22 protein-coding genes are annotated in these 19,604 nt (G+C 47.3%); 12 read left to right on the forward strand and 10 right to left on the reverse strand.

What is annotated here, in order from left to right; translation table 11 throughout:
- The first annotated feature begins 59 nt into the window (after window positions 1-59).
- Window positions 60-971, forward strand: a complete 912-nt coding sequence (locus BFP76_RS02600) for a hypothetical protein (RefSeq protein WP_133117378.1) — start codon at window positions 60-62, stop codon at window positions 969-971.
- A gap of 82 nt (window positions 972-1,053) precedes the next feature.
- On the opposite strand, the gene BFP76_RS02605 is transcribed toward BFP76_RS02600, so the two are convergent.
- Window positions 1,054-1,308 (reverse strand): DUF2312 domain-containing protein, encoded by a 255-nt coding sequence (locus BFP76_RS02605; protein WP_099591627.1) that lies wholly within the window; start codon window positions 1,306-1,308, stop codon window positions 1,054-1,056.
- Between the two features lie 114 nt (window positions 1,309-1,422).
- On the opposite strand from BFP76_RS02605, the gene BFP76_RS02610 reads away from it, so the two are divergent.
- The gene (locus tag BFP76_RS02610; RefSeq protein WP_099591628.1) at window positions 1,423-1,635 is read left to right on the forward strand and encodes a hypothetical protein; all 213 of its coding nucleotides are present in this window, start codon (window positions 1,423-1,425) and stop codon (window positions 1,633-1,635) included.
- Here BFP76_RS02610 and BFP76_RS02615 read toward each other — a convergent pair.
- Entirely contained in the window at window positions 1,627-2,616 is a 990-nt protein-coding gene (locus BFP76_RS02615) for an alpha/beta hydrolase (RefSeq protein ID WP_165775643.1), read from the reverse strand. The genes BFP76_RS02610 and BFP76_RS02615 overlap by 9 nt on opposite strands.
- A 2-nt stretch (window positions 2,617-2,618) precedes the next feature.
- Window positions 2,619-3,380, reverse strand: coding sequence for an alpha/beta hydrolase (locus tag BFP76_RS02620; protein WP_099591630.1), 762 nt, complete (start codon window positions 3,378-3,380; stop codon window positions 2,619-2,621).
- A 162-nt stretch (window positions 3,381-3,542) separates the two neighbouring features.
- Between BFP76_RS02620 and thrS the strand changes: the two genes are divergently transcribed.
- On the forward strand, window positions 3,543-5,489 hold the full coding sequence (gene thrS, locus BFP76_RS02625) for a threonine--tRNA ligase (protein WP_099591631.1): 1,947 nt from the start codon (window positions 3,543-3,545) through the stop codon (window positions 5,487-5,489).
- 153 nt (window positions 5,490-5,642) lie between these two features.
- Entirely contained in the window at window positions 5,643-6,665 is a 1,023-nt protein-coding gene (locus BFP76_RS02630) for a Hint domain-containing protein (protein ID WP_165775644.1), read from the forward strand.
- Here BFP76_RS02630 and BFP76_RS02635 read toward each other — a convergent pair whose 3' ends face one another.
- Window positions 6,666-8,072 carry an aminotransferase-like domain-containing protein gene (locus BFP76_RS02635; RefSeq protein WP_099591633.1) on the reverse strand — a complete coding sequence of 469 codons (1,407 nt, stop codon included), beginning with the start codon at window positions 8,070-8,072 and terminating at the stop codon, window positions 6,666-6,668.
- 93 nt (window positions 8,073-8,165) lie between these two features.
- Here BFP76_RS02635 and BFP76_RS02640 point away from each other — a divergent pair, with 93 nt between their 5' ends.
- Window positions 8,166-8,399 carry a DUF1127 domain-containing protein gene (locus BFP76_RS02640; RefSeq protein WP_099591634.1) on the forward strand — a complete coding sequence of 78 codons (234 nt, stop codon included), beginning with the start codon at window positions 8,166-8,168 and terminating at the stop codon, window positions 8,397-8,399.
- Between the two features lie 63 nt (window positions 8,400-8,462).
- Here the strand turns inward: BFP76_RS02640 and BFP76_RS02645 are convergent, their stop codons facing one another.
- The 4 genes from BFP76_RS02645 to BFP76_RS02660 all read right to left on the reverse strand — a co-directional run bounded on the left by BFP76_RS02645 (window position 8,463) and on the right by BFP76_RS02660 (window position 13,253).
- Window positions 8,463-10,883: a GcvT family protein gene (locus BFP76_RS02645; RefSeq protein WP_099591635.1), complete on the reverse strand. Its 2,421-nt coding sequence runs from the start codon at window positions 10,881-10,883 to the stop codon at window positions 8,463-8,465.
- The gene (locus BFP76_RS02650) at window positions 10,883-11,113 is read right to left on the reverse strand and encodes a hypothetical protein (RefSeq protein WP_099591636.1); all 231 of its coding nucleotides are present in this window, start codon (window positions 11,111-11,113) and stop codon (window positions 10,883-10,885) included. The genes BFP76_RS02645 and BFP76_RS02650 overlap by 1 nt, the downstream gene beginning before the upstream one ends.
- A gap of 2 nt (window positions 11,114-11,115) precedes the next feature.
- Window positions 11,116-12,273 carry an aromatic ring-hydroxylating oxygenase subunit alpha gene (locus BFP76_RS02655; RefSeq protein ID WP_099591637.1) on the reverse strand — a complete coding sequence of 386 codons (1,158 nt, stop codon included), beginning with the start codon at window positions 12,271-12,273 and terminating at the stop codon, window positions 11,116-11,118.
- A 95-nt stretch (window positions 12,274-12,368) separates the two neighbouring features.
- Entirely contained in the window at window positions 12,369-13,253 is an 885-nt protein-coding gene (locus BFP76_RS02660) for a LysR family transcriptional regulator (RefSeq protein WP_099591638.1), read from the reverse strand.
- 122 nt (window positions 13,254-13,375) lie between these two features.
- Between BFP76_RS02660 and BFP76_RS02665 the strand changes: the two genes are divergently transcribed.
- Genes BFP76_RS02665 through arsC form a run of 4 tightly spaced genes read left to right on the forward strand, consistent with a single transcriptional unit; the run spans window position 13,376 to window position 15,562 of the window.
- Entirely contained in the window at window positions 13,376-13,789 is a 414-nt protein-coding gene (locus BFP76_RS02665) for a VOC family protein (protein WP_099591639.1), read from the forward strand.
- Between the two features lie 38 nt (window positions 13,790-13,827).
- Window positions 13,828-14,166, forward strand: coding sequence for a DUF952 domain-containing protein (locus BFP76_RS02670; protein ID WP_099591640.1), 339 nt, complete (start codon window positions 13,828-13,830; stop codon window positions 14,164-14,166).
- Window positions 14,163-15,221 carry a quinone-dependent dihydroorotate dehydrogenase gene (locus tag BFP76_RS02675; protein WP_099591641.1) on the forward strand — a complete coding sequence of 353 codons (1,059 nt, stop codon included), beginning with the start codon at window positions 14,163-14,165 and terminating at the stop codon, window positions 15,219-15,221. Before BFP76_RS02670 ends, BFP76_RS02675 begins: the two co-directional genes overlap by 4 nt.
- A complete protein-coding gene (arsC, locus tag BFP76_RS02680; RefSeq protein ID WP_099591642.1) occupies window positions 15,218-15,562 on the forward strand; it encodes an arsenate reductase (glutaredoxin) in 345 nt (114 codons plus the stop codon). The genes BFP76_RS02675 and arsC overlap by 4 nt, the downstream gene beginning before the upstream one ends.
- Here the strand turns inward: arsC and BFP76_RS02685 are convergent, their stop codons facing one another.
- Window positions 15,563-16,888: an MATE family efflux transporter gene (locus BFP76_RS02685; RefSeq protein WP_099591643.1), complete on the reverse strand. Its 1,326-nt coding sequence runs from the start codon at window positions 16,886-16,888 to the stop codon at window positions 15,563-15,565. It abuts the gene before it with no gap.
- 112 nt (window positions 16,889-17,000) lie between these two features.
- Here BFP76_RS02685 and BFP76_RS02690 point away from each other — a divergent pair, with 112 nt between their 5' ends.
- The 3 genes from BFP76_RS02690 (at window position 17,001) to BFP76_RS02700 (ending at window position 18,666) form a co-directional block, all read left to right on the forward strand.
- A complete protein-coding gene (locus BFP76_RS02690; protein WP_099591644.1) occupies window positions 17,001-17,378 on the forward strand; it encodes a MerR family transcriptional regulator in 378 nt (125 codons plus the stop codon).
- 130 nt (window positions 17,379-17,508) lie between these two features.
- Window positions 17,509-17,907 carry a MerR family transcriptional regulator gene (locus BFP76_RS02695; protein ID WP_205661355.1) on the forward strand — a complete coding sequence of 133 codons (399 nt, stop codon included), beginning with the start codon at window positions 17,509-17,511 and terminating at the stop codon, window positions 17,905-17,907.
- Between the two features lie 117 nt (window positions 17,908-18,024).
- A complete protein-coding gene (locus BFP76_RS02700) occupies window positions 18,025-18,666 on the forward strand; it encodes a glutathione S-transferase family protein (protein WP_099591646.1) in 642 nt (213 codons plus the stop codon).
- On the opposite strand, the gene BFP76_RS02705 is transcribed toward BFP76_RS02700, so the two are convergent.
- The gene (locus BFP76_RS02705; protein WP_099591647.1) at window positions 18,667-19,569 is read right to left on the reverse strand and encodes a DMT family transporter; all 903 of its coding nucleotides are present in this window, start codon (window positions 19,567-19,569) and stop codon (window positions 18,667-18,669) included. It lies immediately after the preceding gene.
- Window positions 19,570-19,604 lie beyond the last annotated feature (35 nt).

Below are 19,604 nucleotides of genomic sequence, written 5' to 3' on the forward strand. Positions count from 1 at the left end.
TAAACCAAAGCTAATTCAGTGTCCAGAATTGCAATCGCTTTGTGTTGATGGGAAATGTCGTGCAACTAAATATCTATCTTGGCGCATTTCGCACGGGTGGTCAGCATTTGTTCGCAATGGCACGTGCAAATGAAGCAATGTTAAATGACCAAGGAATATTTTTGGTTCAAAAAAATATCTTTAACACCGCTTTTTCAGAAGCAACCAAAAGCGCCGAACAAGGGCATGATCGCGCCGAAATTCAAGACAAGTTGTTTGCCGCTCTTGCACAAGGGCAGGATGCAAAGACACTTTTGTATTTTGATCCACTTTTGTCGGGCAATATCACCCGCCCAATTGGCGCAGGGTTGATCTTTCCTCGTATCAAGAATTTCTCACGTCTCTTGGCAAATGTTATGGATCACGACAAAATCCGCCTTGCAATGTCTGTGCGCGAACCCTCGGCATTTTTGACATCATGCTATGGCCAAGCATTGATCAATGCCCATGTCGTGCCATTCGAAGAATATGTTAATGATGTGAAATTTGATGCCATCCGATGGTCAAACTGTATTGATCGCCTCACCGCACCATTTTTTGATGACTCAACGCAAACATATGGCGTTAAGCCGATCATTTGGCGTATCGAAGATTATCCCTATATCTGGCGACAAGCTTTAGGGGCAATTACTGGTGTTGAAAATCCACAGGATCTTGTGGGGAGTTCTGCGCCAAACAATGCTGGCTTGTCCCTATACGGGAGCCATCTCATGTATAAATATCTGCAAAAACATGCACCCAAAGCACGCGGTGATTTCAAAAAGGTGCGCGAAGCATTTTTGGAAAAATACCCAAATGATGCATCAAAACCAGATGATCCGTTTTGGAACGCTGATCAAATCAAAGAAATGCAATATGCTTATGATGATGATTGGTACTTTATCGAACGCATGGAAAATGTGCAGGCCTTGCGCCGACAAATCGTGAGCTAAACATTCTCCAAATGTTCAAAATATCCAAAATCTAAAAATCTCGCGCACGCCCTTGGGCGTGCACAATTTGATGACTTGGATATCACAGACCAAGCGCTTCTTTATACATTTCCAACACCGCTTCTTCTTCGGAACGTTCCGCTGGGTCTTTTTTGCGCAGCGCGATTAACTGGCGCAATGCTTTGGTATCATATCCACGTGATTTCGCCTCGGCCATCACTTCCTTTTGTTGATCCGCGATGTCTTTTTTTTCGGCATCTAAACGTTCAACCCGTTCTACGAATGCGCGCAACTCGTCCGCGGCAACACGGTAAGTATTTCCAATTTCGTCGTTCATTTTTTCACCTATCTGTCAAACTCGCCCCGTGATTAGCGAGCCACAACAAGCGGGGCAAGAGCAACCTTGCCCCAAGCCACAGTTTTCGTTAGTGACCCCCAAAGGAGAAATGACATGAGTGCACTTACAATCGCTGGAATCGCCTTAACCTTGATCGGCATTGCGGGCCTTACTTACTGTATCGTAAAGGCGTATCAGGCAAAAAAACTTGGCCTGACGGGCGAGGAGCTGACCAAACATCTCCAAGGGTTGGTCGCTGTAAACCTTGGTGCATTTTTCCTGTCTGCTATCGGGTTGGCTTTGGTGATTTTTGGGATTCTATTTTAATCCAAAAATCCAGTTAACCATGGCCTGCGTTGCGGTTTCATTTTGGCTTGGGCTTAAAATATCACCAGCAATGACATGGCTATATTCGTCATCCTCTGCATTAAGCGTTGGGTTGATTACTTGAACCGCCCCACCCCATTTTTCGCTGATTTCACGTGATACGGTCGCGTTCACGACCGCATCGTCATCTGAAAAATAAAATAGTGCAGGGATTTTTGTCGCTGCGAAATCCTGATCATTCACAAAATCGATTAATCGCATCATCGGCACAACTGATTTCAAAGGATATGAGGTTGTCCAATTTTCTGCCTGACCTGGCTTTCGTGCCTCAAATGATCTTGTTTCACCCGCCACTATTGGCCCCCACTGGCGAAAAAACGGCAAATTCGCCAGATCGGCCGCGGCGCTGTGCACAGCAAAATTTGGCGAGACAAAAATTATCCCTGCAAGTTTTTCTTGGAACTGCGCATCCGACAATGCAGCGGCGGCCAATGTGCCACCTGTTGATGTGCTCATAATCACCACACGTTCACCCAATGCACGCCCGATGCTCATGGATTCTGCCAGATCGTTGATCCAGTCTTGTACAACCACATCCCCCATCGCCGCACCTGTGCGGCCATGTCCGGGTAATCGTGCGAAATAAAGGTTCGCCCCCAACTCTTTTGCCACCATATCTGGCACTGGGCGAATTTCCGTCGCACTTGCTGAAAATCCGTGCAGATATACAATCGCGGTTTCGGTTTTTACACCTGCCGCGCCTGCCCAGATAATCTGTTTTTGCTGGTTTGGTTTGATATCATTATATGCGGCTTCTTGCGCGACAAGATATGCATCTGCTCCGCTCACGGTCACATCATGCGCAGTATTTTCAATCTGCGCCAAATCCACATTTTCACGCGGGCCAAAAACCAATACCGCCACAAATGCTAAGACCAGCAACAAAATTACACCAAGGCTACGCATGAAAATCCGATACATTGTTATTCCTCCCCAGAAATAGCCGCCGTGATCGAATGAATTGATTTGTGGATCAGGCGCAAACATGTGTCATCAGAAAACCGATGGTCGGCGCCCTTGATGAATTGTAGCCGAATATCATCGCCATTTGCATGTTCAAGCAAGCGTAACGCCACGTCCATCGACACGTCCTCGTCCGCCGTGCCATGCAACAGACGCACAGGAAATGGTAGATCAAGCGCATCGCGCAACACCAATTGATCGCGCCCATCGTCGATCAGCTTTTTTGTAATGGCATAGGGCTCGCCGTAATCCGATGGCAGATAAATCACCCCATTTGCTTCCAAATCCGCGCGTTGTGCATCATCCATGCCTGCCCACATGCTATCTTGGGTGAAATCGGGTGCGGCGGCTATGCCAACCAATCCGGCCACACGTTCGGGCATGTGCTTTGCGACCAGCAATGAAATCCAACCACCCATAGATGAGCCCACTAAAATTTGTGGTCCCGACGTGAGGGTGGCAATGCTTTCGATCGCATCCGCCGCCCATTCACCAATACATCCATCGGTAAATTCACCGCTCGATTCCCCATGCCCTGAATAATCAAATCGCAAAAACGCGCGTCCGTTTTTTTGCGCCCATTCTTCCAAATACACGGCCTTGGTACCGCCCATGTCGGATTTAAAACCACCCAAAAACACCACCGCCGGCCCTGCCCCGTCGGTTTTGTGATACGCAATTTTACGCCCTTTGGAAGTTTCTAAAAACTGTGTTTGTTGCATTAAATTGCCTCGTTCAACATTCGCATTTGCACCAAACTAGATCAGCAATTTTTCCTGTGCAATCAATTCCCATCCCACTTGACAAATCAACCGCATGTGCCAAAACACCACAAAACTTCAACCGAGCGTTTCGTAGGCGCTAAAACGAAAGGACCTGACCAAATGTCAGAGATTTCCATTACCCTTCCCGATGGCAATTCACGCAACTATCCTGCTGGTGTAACTGGCATGGATGTAGCCAAGGATATTTCCACTTCATTAGCGAAAAAGGCGATTAGCTGTTCTGTAAACGGTGAACATCGCGATTTATCACGCGTTATTGAATCAGACGCAGAATTCGCCATTCACACCATGCAAGACGATGCGCATGCGTTGGAATTAATCCGCCACGATTGCGCCCATGTTATGGCGCGCGCTGTCCAAGAAATATGGCCAGATGTGAAGGTCACAATCGGCCCCGTTATCAATAATGGTTGGTATTACGATTTTGATCGCGCAGAGCCATTCACACCCGAAGATTTGACAACCATCGAAAAAAAGATGCGTGAAATCATCAATAAAAAAGACATGGTGCGCACCGAAACTTGGGATCGCGCGCGCGCGATCAAGTTTTACGAAGATAACAACGAACCCTACAAGGTTGAGCTGGTCAATATGATCCCAGAGGGTGAAGATTTGCGCATGTATTGGCATGGCGAATGGCAGGATCTGTGCCGTGGCCCACATTTGGTTCATACCGCACAAATTCCGGGTGACAGTTTCAAATTGATGTCGGTTGCGGGTGCCTATTGGCGTGGGGATTCCAACAATGCGATGTTGCAACGTATTTATGGTGTTGCGTTTAAAAACAAAAACGACCTGAAGGCGCATTTACATATGCTGGAACAGGCCGCATTGCGAGACCATCGCAAATTGGGGCGCGAAATGGATTTGTTCCATATGCAAGAAGAGGCCCCAGGCCAAGTATTTTGGCACCCCAACGGTTGGCGGATTTATACCACCTTGCAAGATTACATGCGCCGCAAACAAGATGCTGGTGGATATGTTGAGGTAAACACCCCTCAAGTTGTCGATCGCAAATTATGGGAAGCATCCGGCCACTGGGAAAAATACCAAGAGAACATGTTTATTGTCGAAGTTGACGAAGAACATGCCCGCGAAAAGGCCGTGAATGCGTTAAAGCCGATGAATTGTCCTTGTCATGTTCAAATTTTCAATCAAGGTTTGAAATCATACCGTGATTTACCGTTGCGCATGGCCGAATTTGGATCATGTAACCGTTATGAACCATCGGGTGCATTGCATGGCATTATGCGTGTGCGCGGGTTTACTCAGGATGATGGGCACATTTTCTGTCGCGAAGATCAGATCGAAGAAGAAACCAAAATTTATATTGATTTCTTGTCTGAAATTTACCGCGACCTTGGTTTTGAAAACTTCAAAGTGAAATTTTCCGATCGCCCAGAAACCCGTGCCGGTTCTGATGATGTCTGGGACAAAGCAGAACAAGCATTGTTATCCGCCACCCGCGCCGCAGGGATCGAACCAGAATTGAACCCAGGCGAAGGTGCATTTTATGGCCCCAAATTGGAATTTGTTTTAACCGATGCGATTGGGCGTGATTGGCAATGTGGTACACATCAGGTTGATTTTGTTCTGCCCGAACGTCTGGATGCATCATATGTCGGACAAGACGGCGCAAAACATCGCCCGGTAATGTTGCACCGCGCCACACTTGGCAGCTTTGAACGTTTCATCGGCATTTTAATCGAAAGCCATGCGGGCAAATTGCCATTCTGGTTGGCACCGCGTCAGGTAGTTGTGGCATCCATTGTATCGGATGCAAATGATTACGCTCAAAAGGTGGTGGACGACTTGCGCGCCGCAGGTGTGCGTGCCGAAACCGATTTGCGTAACGAAAAAATCAATTACAAAGTGCGCGAACATTCATTAGCCAAGGTTCCTGTAATCCTTGCCGTTGGGATGAAAGAAGTTGAACAAGGAACTGTATCCGTGCGCCGACTTGGCCAAAAACAAACCAGCGTTGATGCGTTTGAAACAGTTAAGTCAACGCTCGCCAAAGAGGCAATCGCCCCCGATTTGGCATAAAGAATACCCGCAATAACCAACTTGCCGCCAAAGTCGAATTAATCGATTTTTGGCGGTTTTTGGTTAAAAATCGCTCAAACGTGGCGTAAAGCTCGCATTTTGGGTTCAATTTCACTATGTATGACCAAACGAATACAATGTTGGTACATAGCAATGGCGACTTACACAATTACTGGTTACGACCTGTCCGATTTCACAGGAACAATCGCGACAGATAATACAACCACTCCGAACAATGGCATTGGGTCGTCCACCACATTTAATGGTGACGGTTCCAGCATTGATGTGGTTGTCGAAGATGACGATCTTAATCTGGAAGACGCCTATCTTGAGACAGGTAATCTCCAAGAATTGGCGCAAGCGGTTACGCTGAACGGTACGACCTATAATGTTGGTGCGTCGATTGAATTGGAATACACGCTTACAACTGACGATGTTCCACCAATTACATTTTATATTATCCGATTTGGCACAGGGACAAGCAACAGTGGTGAAAATTCGATGGTTATCACCAGTGAACCGCTGACACCCGGACAAACCTATAATTTTGTTGCTGGCGATGATGGTCAATCCGTGCCTTATGAAACGATTTGTTTTGCACGCGATACGCGGATTAAAACGCCAAACGGTGGTCGCGCAATCCAAGATTTGAAGCCGGGACAATCGGTGATCAATTTGGATGGTGAAGCGTGCAAAATCAAATGGATCAATTCGCGCAAAATTTCACCCGCTGAAATGGCGCTGAAACCTCGGCTTCGACCTGTTCGTATTCGCAAAGGTGCGTTGGGTGATGGACGCCCGAAACAAGATTTGATTGTGTCACAACAACACCGCATATATTTGCGTGATTGGCGTGCCCAAACCCATTTGGGCACCGATGGGTATTTGGTTCCTGCAAAGGCATTAATCAATGATCATTCGATCACACTAGAACCCGTCGATCAGGGCGTTGAATATTTTCATTTCATGTGTGACGAACATCAGATCGTGATGTCCAATAGACAACCAAGTGAAAGTTTTCTGCCCGGAAAACACGCATTAAATACGTTGGAAAAAGATGCTTACAATGAATTGTTGGAACTGTTTCCTGAATTAAACGAATTTAACAATTCGCGTGCGCGTGCCGCAACAACCTGCATTACACCAACTGAATTCGCCGCGTTGAATAAGCTGTGATCAACTGCCCATGCTTACGGGTGGGTTTGCCAATAATTCGTTAATCACCGCCAATGCATCGCTATAGTTTTGCGATGGCAGGTTGCTGTTCACCGCAATCCGCACTCCATTGGGGACGGGCATATTTTGCAACGCAAATTCATCGGCCGCACGCACAATAATATTTTCACGCTCGCAAGCCGCAGCAAATGATGACCCACGCCAACCTGACGGCAAGGATAACCAGATAAACGGCACGTCCTTGCGCCATGAAACATCCCATTTACCCAAAATATTAACTGTTTGTTGGACGTTTTTTTGAACCAGTTTCAAAACAGCCCCGCGCACCGCCGCCGCATCACCAGAAACAAATAATTCGCGGACAATATCCACAACCGCGCGTGATACACCAAAGCTATAACTTTGCATCAAGCGTTTTGTGTCATCAAAAAAAGCATCCGGGCAGAGCAAATAACCAAACCGAACACCAGATGAGATCGATTTTGAAATCGACGAAAGATACCAACCACGTTCAGGGCAGATTTGTGAAAAACTTGGCACGTCATTTGCGCCGATGCCCCAGCAATCATCCTCTACAATTTGCAGATCATATTTGCGTGCAATTTCTGCAATTTGCAATCGCCGTTCCAGTGGCATTTTGCCTGTTGTCGGGTTCAACACATTCGCGGATGTGAACAATGCTTTGATCTGTTTCGCGCGACACGCACGCACCAAGGCGTCTGGAATAATACCATCCGCATCGGTTTCGATCCCGATCAATTGTCCTCGCTGCGCCTGAACCGCAAAACGAATACCCGGATAGGTTAGCGCATCAATTGCGATCCCCCCTGTTTGTGTATTCAATATGGTTGCAACCGCCAACGAAACCGCGTTCTGTCCACCATTGGTAACGATCAATTTTTCTGGGCTGGTATAAACACCAGCATATTCCATCCACTCACAAAGGGGTTGGTAAATGTCAGATACATATTGTTGATCGGGGTAATAAATATATTGATCCGCCTTGGTTTCCGCCACTTTTATCATCGCACGGCGCAACGCAGCGCTTTGCCCAACATTGGTGGTATTGGTATTGCGCAAATTTATTTGACCATTCACAGGTAGCGGATAAATATCATCCATCGCCGATTGCATATAATGTTCTGCATCTTGCGATGGGCGCGGCGCGGAAACGAATGTTCCGCGTCCAACCTGTGCGGTTAATGTTCCTGCCTTAATGCCCTCTTGATAGGCACGCGCAACGGTTCCGGGTGTCACACCTAATTTCCACGCCAGATCGCGCACTGGTGGCAATTTATCCCCAGCAACCAAAACACCTGTATCAATGTCGCTTTGCAACGTATCCAGCAGTGCTTTGTACTTAGGTCCATCAGACGAAAGCGCCTTTGGCGCCCAAATTGTATCCATTACAATATTTTCCTAGCCATACAATCCGATTCTTTGTATCTATAAATACAGATACAATATAGATTGTATCAATACAATCAGAAAGTTAGGACAATGACACATTCACAAACCAAAACCGCATATTTCGCTCATGATTTGGCAACACGCTCAACGCTTCCTGCGTTTGCGACACTGGCCATCAATGTTGCCCATGTGATTGTCGTTTGGAATGACCGCGCCAAGGCTCGAAAGGTTTTGCGCAATATGTCACCCGAACGCCTCGCCGATATTGGCATCACCCCGTCGCAAGCGGGGCAAGAATGCCAGAAACGTTTCTGGCACGCTTAACCCAATACTATTGTTGCAAGTTGTAACAATAGGCGCGCGCTTTTGCTCCCCTTGGCGCGCGCATCAACTGCGTAGCTTTTCCCCTGTTGGGTCAAATGGTGGCTGATCCAATAATGTGGCGCGATGCGGCTGACCCAAAATCGCAACATCAAACTGTGCCCCAGCAACCACATGTTCAGCCTTGATAAAACAAAGCGCGAGCGATTTTTCAACGGTATAGCCATAAGCACCCGAACTAACCCGACCAACGGGCGCACCATCGGGTAAAAACACAGGCTCCCCCCCCGATGCATCGGCGTTTTTCACATTCACTTCCAATATTACCAGTTTCTCACGGGGCGAATTTTGCGCCAATTTCGCATAGGCCGATTTGCCCAAAAATTCAGGCTTTTCCATTTTGATTAAGCGATCAAGCCCCACTTCTTGTGGCCAATATTCAGGGCTATATTCACGCCCCCAAGAACCATACCCTTTTTCAATACGCAAACTGCCCAGCGCACGACTACCCACGGGGTGCACACCAAGATCAACACCCGTACCCAACAACGTGTTATAAAGCGAAAGCTGATCCTCAGATTTTATATAAAGCTCCCAACCCAAATCGCCCGTGAATGACACACGCATGGCAATCGCATCCAAACCCGCAATTGAAATTTGGCGCGAGCGCATGAATTTCCAATCATCATTGGACAGGTTTTCCTGGGTCAATCGCGATAATAATTCTCGCGATTGAGGACCCGCAACATTGAACCCGCAATATTCATCTGTTCGGCTGTTGAATGCCACGGTTTCAGGGCGCGGTATTTCATTAAAATAACGTTGATGATAGCGTTCCGCCATTCCAGAACCCACCATCCAATAATGATCTTCACCCAGCATTGTAATGGTGAAATCACCCGCAATACCACCACGCACCCCGATCAAGGGGGTTAGGCAAGATCGCCCTATTTCCGTTGGTACATAATTGGCGACAATACGGTTCAACCAATCACGTGCACCTGATCCGACAATCTCGTATTTGGCAAAATTGGAAATATCAATTACGCCAACACCATTGCGCAATGAACGACATTCTTCGCCCACAGGTTCAAACCAATTCTGGCGATCAAAACCATATTCTTCGCCATTTTCAGCGCCCTCTCCCGCAAACCAAAGCGGATGTTCCCAGCCATAATTCAACCCAAACACCGCCCCAAGTGATTTTTGTTTTTCATAAACGGGGCGCATTCGCATCGGGCGACCCGCCGTGCGCTCCTCATATGGAAAATGAATTTTAAAGCGGTTGGCATATTGATCCGCGACACGCGCGCGGGTGAAACCCTTGTCTGCCCAAGCGCCAAATCGCGCGACATCCCAAGGGAACATATCAAATTCTGGTTCACCCTCGACAATCCATTGTGCGGTCATCAACCCAAGCCCGCCCGATTGGCTAAACCCTGGAATGATACCATTGCAACAAAAGTATCCTTTTTTCTCTGGCACTGGACCATAAAGTGCTGCGCTGTCTGGCGACCAGATCATCGGGCCGTTAATGACGCGTTTTATGCCCACTTGTGCGGCTGCGGGCACGCGATCCATTGCGCGCATTACATTATCCATAATCCGATCCAAATCATCTGCGAATAATTCATGACCAAATCCCGCGGGCGTACCATTTTCGGCCCAGAACCGCATATCTTTTTCATAAGCACCGATCAGCAATCCGTTGCCCTCTTGTCGCATGTAATATTCGCCATCGCGATCTGCGACCGATGGTAATCGGCGCGACATTGCGGCGATCTCTGGGATGGTTTCGGTGACCAAATATTGGTGCTCTGTTGGTTGTAATGGCAAATTGATCCCCGCCATCGCGGCGACCTCGCGCCCCCACAATCCAGCGACATTCACCACCCATGGTGTGTGAATGGAACCCTTGGGCGTTACCACATCCCATGTCCCATCGCCACGTTGCGTTGTAGCGGTTACAGGGGTGAAGCGATGGATTTCAGCGCCCATATTACGCGCACCCGCGGCATATGCATGGGTGACACCGCTTGGATCCACATTGCCACCATCTGGTTCAAACATCACGCAACGCACACCGTCAAAATTCACCAAAGGGTTCTTTTGCTGTGCTTCGTCAATCGACAGTTCATAAAAATCAGCGTTGAAATACCGCGCCTTGGCGGCCTGAATACGCAATTGGTGTTCGCGTTGTTCGGTTTGCGCCAGATAAAGCGATCCGGGTTGGAACACTCCGCATCCCTGACCCGTTTCCAGTTCCAGCTCTTTATACAGGTTCATCGTGTAATATTGCAGCTTGGATATATTGTTATTGTCATGCAGCCCATGCAAATTGGCCGCTGCGTGCCATGTAGACCCAGAAGTCAATTCATCGCGTTCTAATAAAACAACATCCCGCCAACCCAATTTTGCCAGATGGTACAAAATGGAACATCCAACCAAACCGCCACCGATCACCACCGCCTGTGCATGTGTGCGCATTATTCTTCTCTTCCATATTTCTTTAGTATTGCGTGAATTTGGCCAAGCTCTTCGCAATTGGATTCCAACGCAAAAACATAGGCATGGGTAAAATAAAAACAGGCCGTGTCAACCTGCCCAGCCTCCAACGCATTTTCACCCGCTTGTTTGTAAATATGCGCGATTTTCGCACCATCCTTGGCCGCATGTGCAGCCAGCAATTCACGGTTCAATGCCACAAGATCAACCACGCCTAGGCTCGATTTTCGCGATGATTATCAACCTGTGTCGCCACCCATTCGTGGAACAAATGCGTGGGACCATCCATTGCTGGCGCGAATTTACCCCCATCAAAAAACCGCCCGTGGCGCCCTTTTTGCATCCCTTCAACGACAAAAATGTCTTCTTCAAATACTTCTTTCCAAAACGCGGTGTTTGTAGTGCGCAAATCCGCATAATCGTCGCCCGTGCATTCCGGTTTTGCGTAATAGATGGAAACATGTTCAACCGTGCGATCAAGACTGACAGGTTCCAAAATTATTGCATATGTGTGATCACGATGGACGCCGAATAAAACATTCGGGAAAAATGAAATATATTCAGAACCAGTGTCCCATTTGGCCGATAAATCGTCAAAATCTTTGAAACAACGTCCGTTATTATCCTTTAATTGGGTGTAAACAACGGAACCCTGCCCTGAAAATTTTTGGCGTTCTTCCAAGTGATAGTGATCTTCAAGTTTTGAAACCACATTCAATCCGGGGTGAACCCAAGGCAAATGATAGCTTTCGCAATAATTTTCGACGGCCAATTTCCAATTGCTTTTGACGGTCAGGTTAAAACAACTATCTTCACCCGCACTGTAAATCGGTTTGTCAAATTCCTGCCAGCGTTCCAATACGGCCGCATTCGCGATTTCAAACGGTTCGGCATTACCTGAAATATTCACAAAAACCACATCCATATAAACATGTGATGGAATTTCGATCAGACCCAATTCCTTGCGGTTTATATTGTCATGTAAATTTTGCCCCGGCCCGCCCACATGAGGCGTGGAACGCAATCGTCCATCAAGCGCATAACACCATGAATGATACGGACAGCGGATCGTGCCGCGAATGTTGGATTTTTCCGAAACAAGGATCATTCCGCGATGGCGACAGGTGTTTTGATACACACGTATTTGCCCCGCATGGTCGCGTAGGATCAACAAAGGCATGCCCAAAAAATCCACAGGGTTTGCATCCCCTTCGTTCGGGATATCTTTGCCAAATCCAATGGCGGACCAATTTGCGAATAAAACTGCGTCGCGTTCTTCTTCAAAAACGGATTGGTCGATGTAATGTTCATTGGGAAGACCGCGCGCCACTTGTACAGGTTGTTTTACGGCGGATAAATCCGATACGGTCATGGGCGTATCCTTTGCAAATTGACGATAAACGCAATTTAGCGCAGCATTTCAATTTCCCGCAAATGAGTTTTATTGCAGTAATAGTTGAGAAGGATTCAATTCAAATTGCGCAACAACCATTCGCGCACCAATGCGGTTTGAACGGTGTTTTCATCACCAGAGTGGATCAGGTAAAACCGCCCCGGTGCAGCGCTTTTATAACGACCAAGTACAACAAGTTCCCCCGCATCCAGTAACGGTGCAACCAAACGTTGCCAACCCAACACAACGCCTTGTCCATCCTTGGCCAATTGCAATGCAATGGTATAATTGTTTACGCGATGACGCGTTGATAGATCACCATCATATTGCAGGGAATCGAACCAATTTCGCCAACTTGTCCAATTGGTTTCTTTTGCATCCAAATGGATCAATGGCATCGCAGCGAGGTTATTTAATTGCGGTTCAGGCGAATGATTAAAGCCGGGCGAACAAAGCGGTAAAAGCACATCATTAAACAACACATCATGGGGTTCGTCGGGCGTTGAAACACGGTATTCGATGATCAAATCCAGTGAAACCGGGCGTGTGAACGGGCGATCGCGTACTTGTTGATTTATTGTGATTTCACCGTGGTCTCGCCAAAATTTGCTGATACGTGGGGTTAACCACAACGACGATACAGCAGTCGTTGCACCAATTGTGACGCTGTTGGGATCTGCGCGCAGTTGAACCGATTTAATGGCACGTGACATATCAAAAAAACCACGCGACAACGCGTCTTTTAACATCCAACCTTCGGGGGTGAGCTCGATCGCGCGGTGGCGACGGGTGAATAACTGCACGCCGAGTTCTTGTTCCAACGCTTTCACCTGATGGCTCACGGCACCTGGGGTGACGAACAATTCTGTCGCGGCATCCTTGATTGACCCACAACGCGCAGCGCATTCAAAACTTTTGAGCATTTTTAACGATGGTAAATCATATGGATTGCGCGACATATGGTATCCAAGTTAAGTTCAATTTAATTCAGTTTATTCGATTTTTTCGACTTGGTCTATTGAATCACAACTTGCATGAAAATCAGCCTTGCCCAATGGCGAAACTGCGGTATTCTCGCCGTATGAAATCATTATTCCATCTTGCCTATAACGTCACCGATCTGGAAGCCACGCGAAGATTTTATGGCGATGTTTTAGGATGCAAAGAAGGGCGCAGCACCGATAGCTGGGTCGATTTTGATTTCTTTGGTCATCAAATTTCGCTGCATCTAGGCAAGCCATTTGTCACAGAAAACACAGGGCACGTTGGGGAACACATGGTGCCGATGCCCCATATGGGTATCGTGCTTTCGCTTCAGGATTGGTTGGCGCTTTCAGCGCGATTGCAAAGCGCAAAAGTGAAATTTGAAATTCCTCCGCAAGTGCGGTTCGAGGGCCAAGCAGGCGAACAACGTATCATGTTTTTTCGCGATCCTTCTGGAAACCCGATCGAAGCAAAGGGTTTTGCCGATTTTGACAAGGTATTCGCAAGCTAGGGCTTGACCAACGCCGCGCCGCCCTGCATCTGTAATCCATGTTAATCTACAAAATTCTTCGCACGCCAGAATGGGCTGATTTGCAATCTAACGGCACCAGTAAGGGCGCACCCATCGACATTACTGATGGGTATATTCATTTTTCGACGGCAAAGCAGGCCAGTGAAACGGCAGCGAAACATTTTGCAGGCGAAGAAGAATTGTTATTGCTGGCCTTTGACAGCGATCAAATGGGCGATAAATTGAAATGGGAAACATCGCGCAACGATGATTTATTTCCACATTTATATGCGCCTTTGTCGCTGTCTGATGCGGTGTGGGTGAAACCATTGCGATTAACCGAAACTGGCCATGTCTTTCCAGAAGAAATGCGATGAATCTAATAGAAAAAATGGGGCTGGCGGCCCTTTACCAGCTTGATCCCGAATTGGGGCATGGCATTGCGATCAAAGCATTAAAAATGGGGCTTGCACCCACAGGTGGCGCCATAAGCAATGATCGACTTTCAACACGTATTGCGGGGTTGGAATTACCAAACCCCATTGGTTTGGCAGCGGGGTTTGACAAAAACGCAGAAGTAATCGCGCCTCTGTTAAAAACAGGTTTTGGCTTCATCGAAGTGGGGGCCGCAACACCATTGGCACAACCAGGCAATGCCAAACCACGCCTGTTTCGTCTGCGCGAAGATCAGGCATCGATCAATCGGTTCGGATTTAACAACGAGGGCATGCAAACAATCGCAACCCGTTTGGCCGAAAGACCAAAAAATGGTGTGGTTGGCATCAACCTTGGCGCAAATAAATCAAGCAGCCACCGTGCAATTGATTATGTGAAAGTGTTGGAACACTGCGGCCCATATGTTGATTTTGCCACTGTAAATGTGTCGTCGCCCAACACGGAAAAACTACGTGACCTACAAGGTGAACGTGCGTTGAATGCATTGTTATCAGGAGTGATGGAAACACGTGAAAATTTGGCACGGCCCATTCCCATTTTCCTAAAAATCGCACCCGATTTAAATGGTGAAGAAATCGCACAAATTGCCCAAGTGGCGAAACACAATCGTATTGATGCGATCATTGCAACCAACACCACGTTGGATCGTGAAGGATTGCAAAGCAAACATGCAAATGAAGGTGGCGGCCTGTCTGGTGCGCCATTGTTTGAAAAATCTACGCGGGTTTTGGCGCAATTGGCACGTGAAACCGAAGGGGCTATTCCCTTGATCGGGGTTGGCGGTGTATCATCCGCTGCGCAGGCATTTGCGAAAATTCAGGCGGGCGCATCGGCGGTACAGCTTTATACCGCGCTGGTTTACCATGGATTTTCGCTGGCGAATGAAATTGTCCAAGGTTTGGATCAATTGTTGCAAGAAAAGAATTACGCCAATGTCGCAGATGCGATTGGCACGGATATCGGAGCCTATTTATGAGCGCCACAATTTGGCATAACCCACGCTGTTCCAAATCTCGCCAAACATTGGCATTGATCGATGCACAACGCGTTCCTGTGAAGATTTTTCCTTACACAAAACAAATCCCAACAGCGGATCAAATCGCGGATGTGTTAAGGTTGTTGGATATTCCCGCGATTGAATTGATGCGTACAGGTGAACGATTATTCAAGGAATTGGGCCTGTCCAAAACCGATGCGGACGATGTATTGATCAAGGCGATGGTGGAAAACCCGATTTTAATCGAACGCCCAATTGTGATTGCCAATGGCAAGGCTGCGATTGGCCGCCCACCTGAAAACGTTTTGGATATCCTTTAATCAGGCCGTATCGGCTGATGCTTCGAGTGCGGGATATTTCCACGCCAATGTGATTGTGCGCACAATATTCAATATCATCAAACTGGCCCAAAGCCCGTGATTGCCATAGGCTGGCAACAAGATCAGAATGGAAACAACGTAAAACGCAAATGATATCAGCATCATATTGCGCATATCGGCCGTGCGTGTGGCACCGATAAATACCCCATCCAACATCCACGCACCCACACCGATCATCGGGGCAATCACCATCCACGGCAGATAATGTTGCGCTGCCATCTGCACGGGTTCAGATTTCGCCATTAATGCGATCAAGAAACCACCGCCAAACCAAAATGCAATGCTGAGCACGATACAAATCAAAACGCCCCAAATGCTGGTTAAATATACCGCGCGGCGCAATCGAGTGCGATTTCTTGCACCCAGTGCATTGCCAACCAATGCCTCGGCACTGAATGCAAAACCATCCAATGCATAGGCAGTGATATTCAGAAATTGCAAAAGCACCTGATTTGCCGCCAAGGTCACATCATCAAATGATGAACCCAAGAACAGAAAGCTGACAAATGCGATTTCTAATAAGATCGAACGGATCATAATATCCCCGTTAACCGACGCCATACGTGCCATTTTCACATGATCAAACACCCGCGCTTTGTCACGCCAATAACCACCCGAAAACCCAGCCCGAGCAAGCCATAGGCCAAGTGCCAAGCCAGACCATTCCGCGATGAAGGTTGCAAAGGCCACACCTTGAACGCCCCAATCAAATTGCAATACAAACAACAAATCCAACAGGATATTCAACCCGTTCATCCAGAGTTGAAGCACCAAGACAGACCGTGTTTGTTCCTTTGCGATTAACCAACCGGTAATCCCAAACAGTGCAATCGCGGCAGGTGCACTGAAAATACGGATGTGTAAATATTGCCTTGCGAGGTTTTCCACCTCTGGCGAGGCGGGTGCTGCCTTGAACGCGAGCCAAAACAGTGGCGCTTGTAAAACCACAAACACCAACCCTGCACCAATGCCGATGATCATTGCGCGTGTTAACATTGCGCTGACTTCGCCGTGGTCATCCGCACCAATTGCCTGTGCGGTGAGCCCAGTTGTACCCATGCGTAAAAATCCAAACACCCAATAAATTGCGGTTAGGATAATCGCACCAATGCCAACGGCGCCAATCGGTGCAGCCAACCCCATTTGCCCAACCACACCTGTATCAACGGCACCTAAAATCGGCACTGTTGCATTGGACAACACAATCGGAAGTGCAATTGTTAAAACACGTTTATGTGTCAAGGGTGTTGATCGCGTGGCAACCATAATCTTTCTTTCATTTACCAAAAACTGACCAAATTCCATGACTAGGGTAATTGTACCGCTTGAAAAATGGAAAAATAACCGTAAAATCGCGGGAATTAACGTGGAACCAGAAATGACGCAAAGTATTAAAACTCTTAAAGAAATGTGCGAAGAATTCGATGTCACGCCGCGCACGCTTCGTTATTACGAATACATTGAATTGTTGTCACCTGAAAAACAGGGGCGCACGCGTCTTTATGGTGCCAAGGAACGTGCACGCATGAAATTAATCATGCGCGGGCGTCGTTTTGGTTTTTCATTGGAAGAAGTGCGCCAATGGCTTGAACTATACGATCAAGACCCATCGCAACGGGTTCAAATGGAATCTTTGCTCGAACGCAGCAAGGTGCGCATGAAAGATCTTCGCAATCGCAAAAAAGAGCTGGAAGAAGCCATTTCAGAGCTGCAAGATCTTATTAAAATTGCGAGCGAAAGCTTGGACAAAGACTAATCCAGCACAATATGCGCAAAAAATAGCCATATTTCGTGACGCAAAGTCAAGCAAGTTGACGCGCCCAACACATATTGAAAATATAAACAAGCGTCTCCACATGACAATCACAACAACCACGGGGTGATTGATGTCTTATCCAATTCTTACAATACGTGAAATGTGTGAACGCTTTGAAGTAACGGCAAGAGCTTTGCGATTTTATGAAAGCAAAGGTTTGCTTAACCCATTGCGGGATGGATCGCGACGTTTGTATTCCAATACAGACTGCGCAAAGTTGAAATTAATACTACGTGCCAAATTTTATGGCTTCTCACTCGAAGAAATATCACAGCTGCTCGAAATTTATCACAGCGATAATCTTGAATATAATAAACTTACTGCCATTGCGGATATTGCACAAAAACAACTTGCTGCATTGGAAAAACAACAGACTGAATTAAATCGTGCGATTGAAAGTCTGCGCCACGAACTTGATACGGGGCTACGCGACTTGAAAAATTGTGCGGTGCTGAAACAAGCCGCCTAAATGGGTGCAACGGGGTGGAACCCGCGCGAAGGTGCAAATACTCGCGGTGTTCCACCCATTTTCCTTGACCATTCCTGACAATGTGTAACCATGTGTGCATACGCAAGGGGACCTGTCATGGCTGAATATCAACTTTATTGTTTTGGTGAATCTGGAAATGCTTACAAAGCCGCGCTGACACTTGAATTGTCAGGCTGTGATTGGGATCCAATTTTTGTGGATTATTTTAATGGCGAAGCGCGTAGCGAAGCCTTTCATCAAATCAATGAAATGGGCGAAGTTCCCGTCATGGTTCATGGCGATACCACCCTGTCGCAATCAGGTGTAATCCAAGATTATCTTATCGAACAAACCGGCAAGTTCGGGGGAACATCCCCCAAAGAGCGGCGCGAAATTTGGCGTTGGGTTTTATTTGATAACCACAAATTATCGTCACAAGCGGGAGTTACCCGTTTTTTGATGAACTTCATCCCCGAAGATAAACGCCCCACCGAAGCAATCGCATTTTTACAGGCACGTTTGCAGAGCGCATATAAAACGCTCAATAACCATTTGACGGGGCGTGAATGGATGGTTGGCGATGCACTTTCAGTGGCTGATATTTCCTGTTGCGGATATTTATACTACCCCGAAGAATTCGGATTTAACCGCGCGGATTGGCCCGAAATTGATGCATGGTTGGATCGTATCGCCGCTACACCAGGGTGGAAACACCCTTATGATTTGATGAAACCAGCGTATCCGCCTCAAAAATCCTGATCAATCTTTGTTGCGAAACGCGATGCAAATGCCAGCGATGGCAATCATCGCCATGCCAATCAAATCCCACAAGATGAGGTTTTCGCCCCATAACAACCATCCCCAAAACCCCGCGAATACCAACAAGCTATATTCAAAAACACTTACGATTGATGCATCCGCGATTTGATACGCACGGGTTTGTAATAAAATAGCGTAACCAGATCCGATTGATTGCACGATTATCCAACCAAAAACTGCGAGTGTTGGCCACACAAAAGGGCGGTTCAGAAAACTGGGTTCGCCCAATTGCCCAACATCAATCCCTTGAATCACGACCATGCCGATCACACCACATGTTCCAAGCGTCAGGAAATACCAAAACAACAACGACATCGATTGTTCTTGGGCGCAGTAGCGGCCAGTAAACATCATCGCAAGCGCATAGAACAACGCCCCCACCACAGGCAAAATTGCCATTGGATCAAGATGTTGACCAAACGGGCGCAAAATCACCAATACACCCGCAAACCCAAGGATAACCGCAAATATCCGATAGGGGCCAATGCGTGCCTTAAATAAAACCACGCTCAGGATCACAACAAAAATGGGTGCTAAAAACAAACCTGCTGCGGCGATGGACACTGGCACAGTTCCCAACGCGCCAAAATAGAACAACATCGCAACCGCATACATTATTGATCGTACAAATACATTGATTGATCGCAATGGGCGCAAAGGGATATTCATTTGACGCGCCGCAACCCAAGTACCCGAAGCGATCAAAATGCATTTCATCGCTTGGAATTGCCATAGCCCAATATCTTGTGCGATGAATTTTACGAAATTATCTATCACGCCAAGGATCAACATGCACAATGCGATCAACATCGCACCGCGTAGAATCGGATTTTGGGAATGCATTGGCCTGCCCTTGTATTAATGCTTGATTTGACATT

The organism is Paramylibacter kogurei (assembly GCF_002742285.1).
Classification (GTDB): domain Bacteria; phylum Pseudomonadota; class Alphaproteobacteria; order Rhodobacterales; family Rhodobacteraceae; genus Amylibacter; species Amylibacter kogurei.

Excerpts from the sequence above, each read along its gene's own strand:
- BFP76_RS02605 (WP_099591627.1), bottom strand. The coding sequence starts at position 1,308 with ATGAACGACGAAATTGGAAATACTTACCGTGTTGCCGCGGACGAGTTG.
- BFP76_RS02610 (WP_099591628.1), top strand. The coding sequence starts at position 1,423 with ATGAGTGCACTTACAATCGCTGGAATCGCCTTAACCTTGATCGGCATT.
- BFP76_RS02615 (WP_165775643.1), bottom strand. The coding sequence starts at position 2,616 with ATGTATCGGATTTTCATGCGTAGCCTTGGTGTAATTTTGTTGCTGGTC.
- BFP76_RS02620 (WP_099591630.1), bottom strand. The coding sequence starts at position 3,380 with ATGCAACAAACACAGTTTTTAGAAACTTCCAAAGGGCGTAAAATTGCG.
- thrS (WP_099591631.1), top strand. The coding sequence starts at position 3,543 with ATGTCAGAGATTTCCATTACCCTTCCCGATGGCAATTCACGCAACTAT.
- BFP76_RS02630 (WP_165775644.1), top strand. The coding sequence starts at position 5,643 with ATGGCGACTTACACAATTACTGGTTACGACCTGTCCGATTTCACAGGA.
- BFP76_RS02635 (WP_099591633.1), bottom strand. The coding sequence starts at position 8,072 with ATGGATACAATTTGGGCGCCAAAGGCGCTTTCGTCTGATGGACCTAAG.
- BFP76_RS02640 (WP_099591634.1), top strand. The coding sequence starts at position 8,166 with ATGACACATTCACAAACCAAAACCGCATATTTCGCTCATGATTTGGCA.
- BFP76_RS02645 (WP_099591635.1), bottom strand. The coding sequence starts at position 10,883 with ATGCGCACACATGCACAGGCGGTGGTGATCGGTGGCGGTTTGGTTGGA.
- BFP76_RS02655 (WP_099591637.1), bottom strand. The coding sequence starts at position 12,273 with ATGACCGTATCGGATTTATCCGCCGTAAAACAACCTGTACAAGTGGCG.
- BFP76_RS02660 (WP_099591638.1), bottom strand. The coding sequence starts at position 13,253 with ATGTCGCGCAATCCATATGATTTACCATCGTTAAAAATGCTCAAAAGT.
- BFP76_RS02665 (WP_099591639.1), top strand. The coding sequence starts at position 13,376 with ATGAAATCATTATTCCATCTTGCCTATAACGTCACCGATCTGGAAGCC.
- BFP76_RS02670 (WP_099591640.1), top strand. The coding sequence starts at position 13,828 with ATGTTAATCTACAAAATTCTTCGCACGCCAGAATGGGCTGATTTGCAA.
- BFP76_RS02675 (WP_099591641.1), top strand. The coding sequence starts at position 14,163 with ATGAATCTAATAGAAAAAATGGGGCTGGCGGCCCTTTACCAGCTTGAT.
- arsC (WP_099591642.1), top strand. The coding sequence starts at position 15,218 with ATGAGCGCCACAATTTGGCATAACCCACGCTGTTCCAAATCTCGCCAA.
- BFP76_RS02685 (WP_099591643.1), bottom strand. The coding sequence starts at position 16,888 with ATGGTTGCCACGCGATCAACACCCTTGACACATAAACGTGTTTTAACA.
- BFP76_RS02690 (WP_099591644.1), top strand. The coding sequence starts at position 17,001 with ATGACGCAAAGTATTAAAACTCTTAAAGAAATGTGCGAAGAATTCGAT.
- BFP76_RS02695 (WP_205661355.1), top strand. The coding sequence starts at position 17,509 with ATGTCTTATCCAATTCTTACAATACGTGAAATGTGTGAACGCTTTGAA.
- BFP76_RS02700 (WP_099591646.1), top strand. The coding sequence starts at position 18,025 with ATGGCTGAATATCAACTTTATTGTTTTGGTGAATCTGGAAATGCTTAC.
- BFP76_RS02705 (WP_099591647.1), bottom strand. The coding sequence starts at position 19,569 with ATGCATTCCCAAAATCCGATTCTACGCGGTGCGATGTTGATCGCATTG.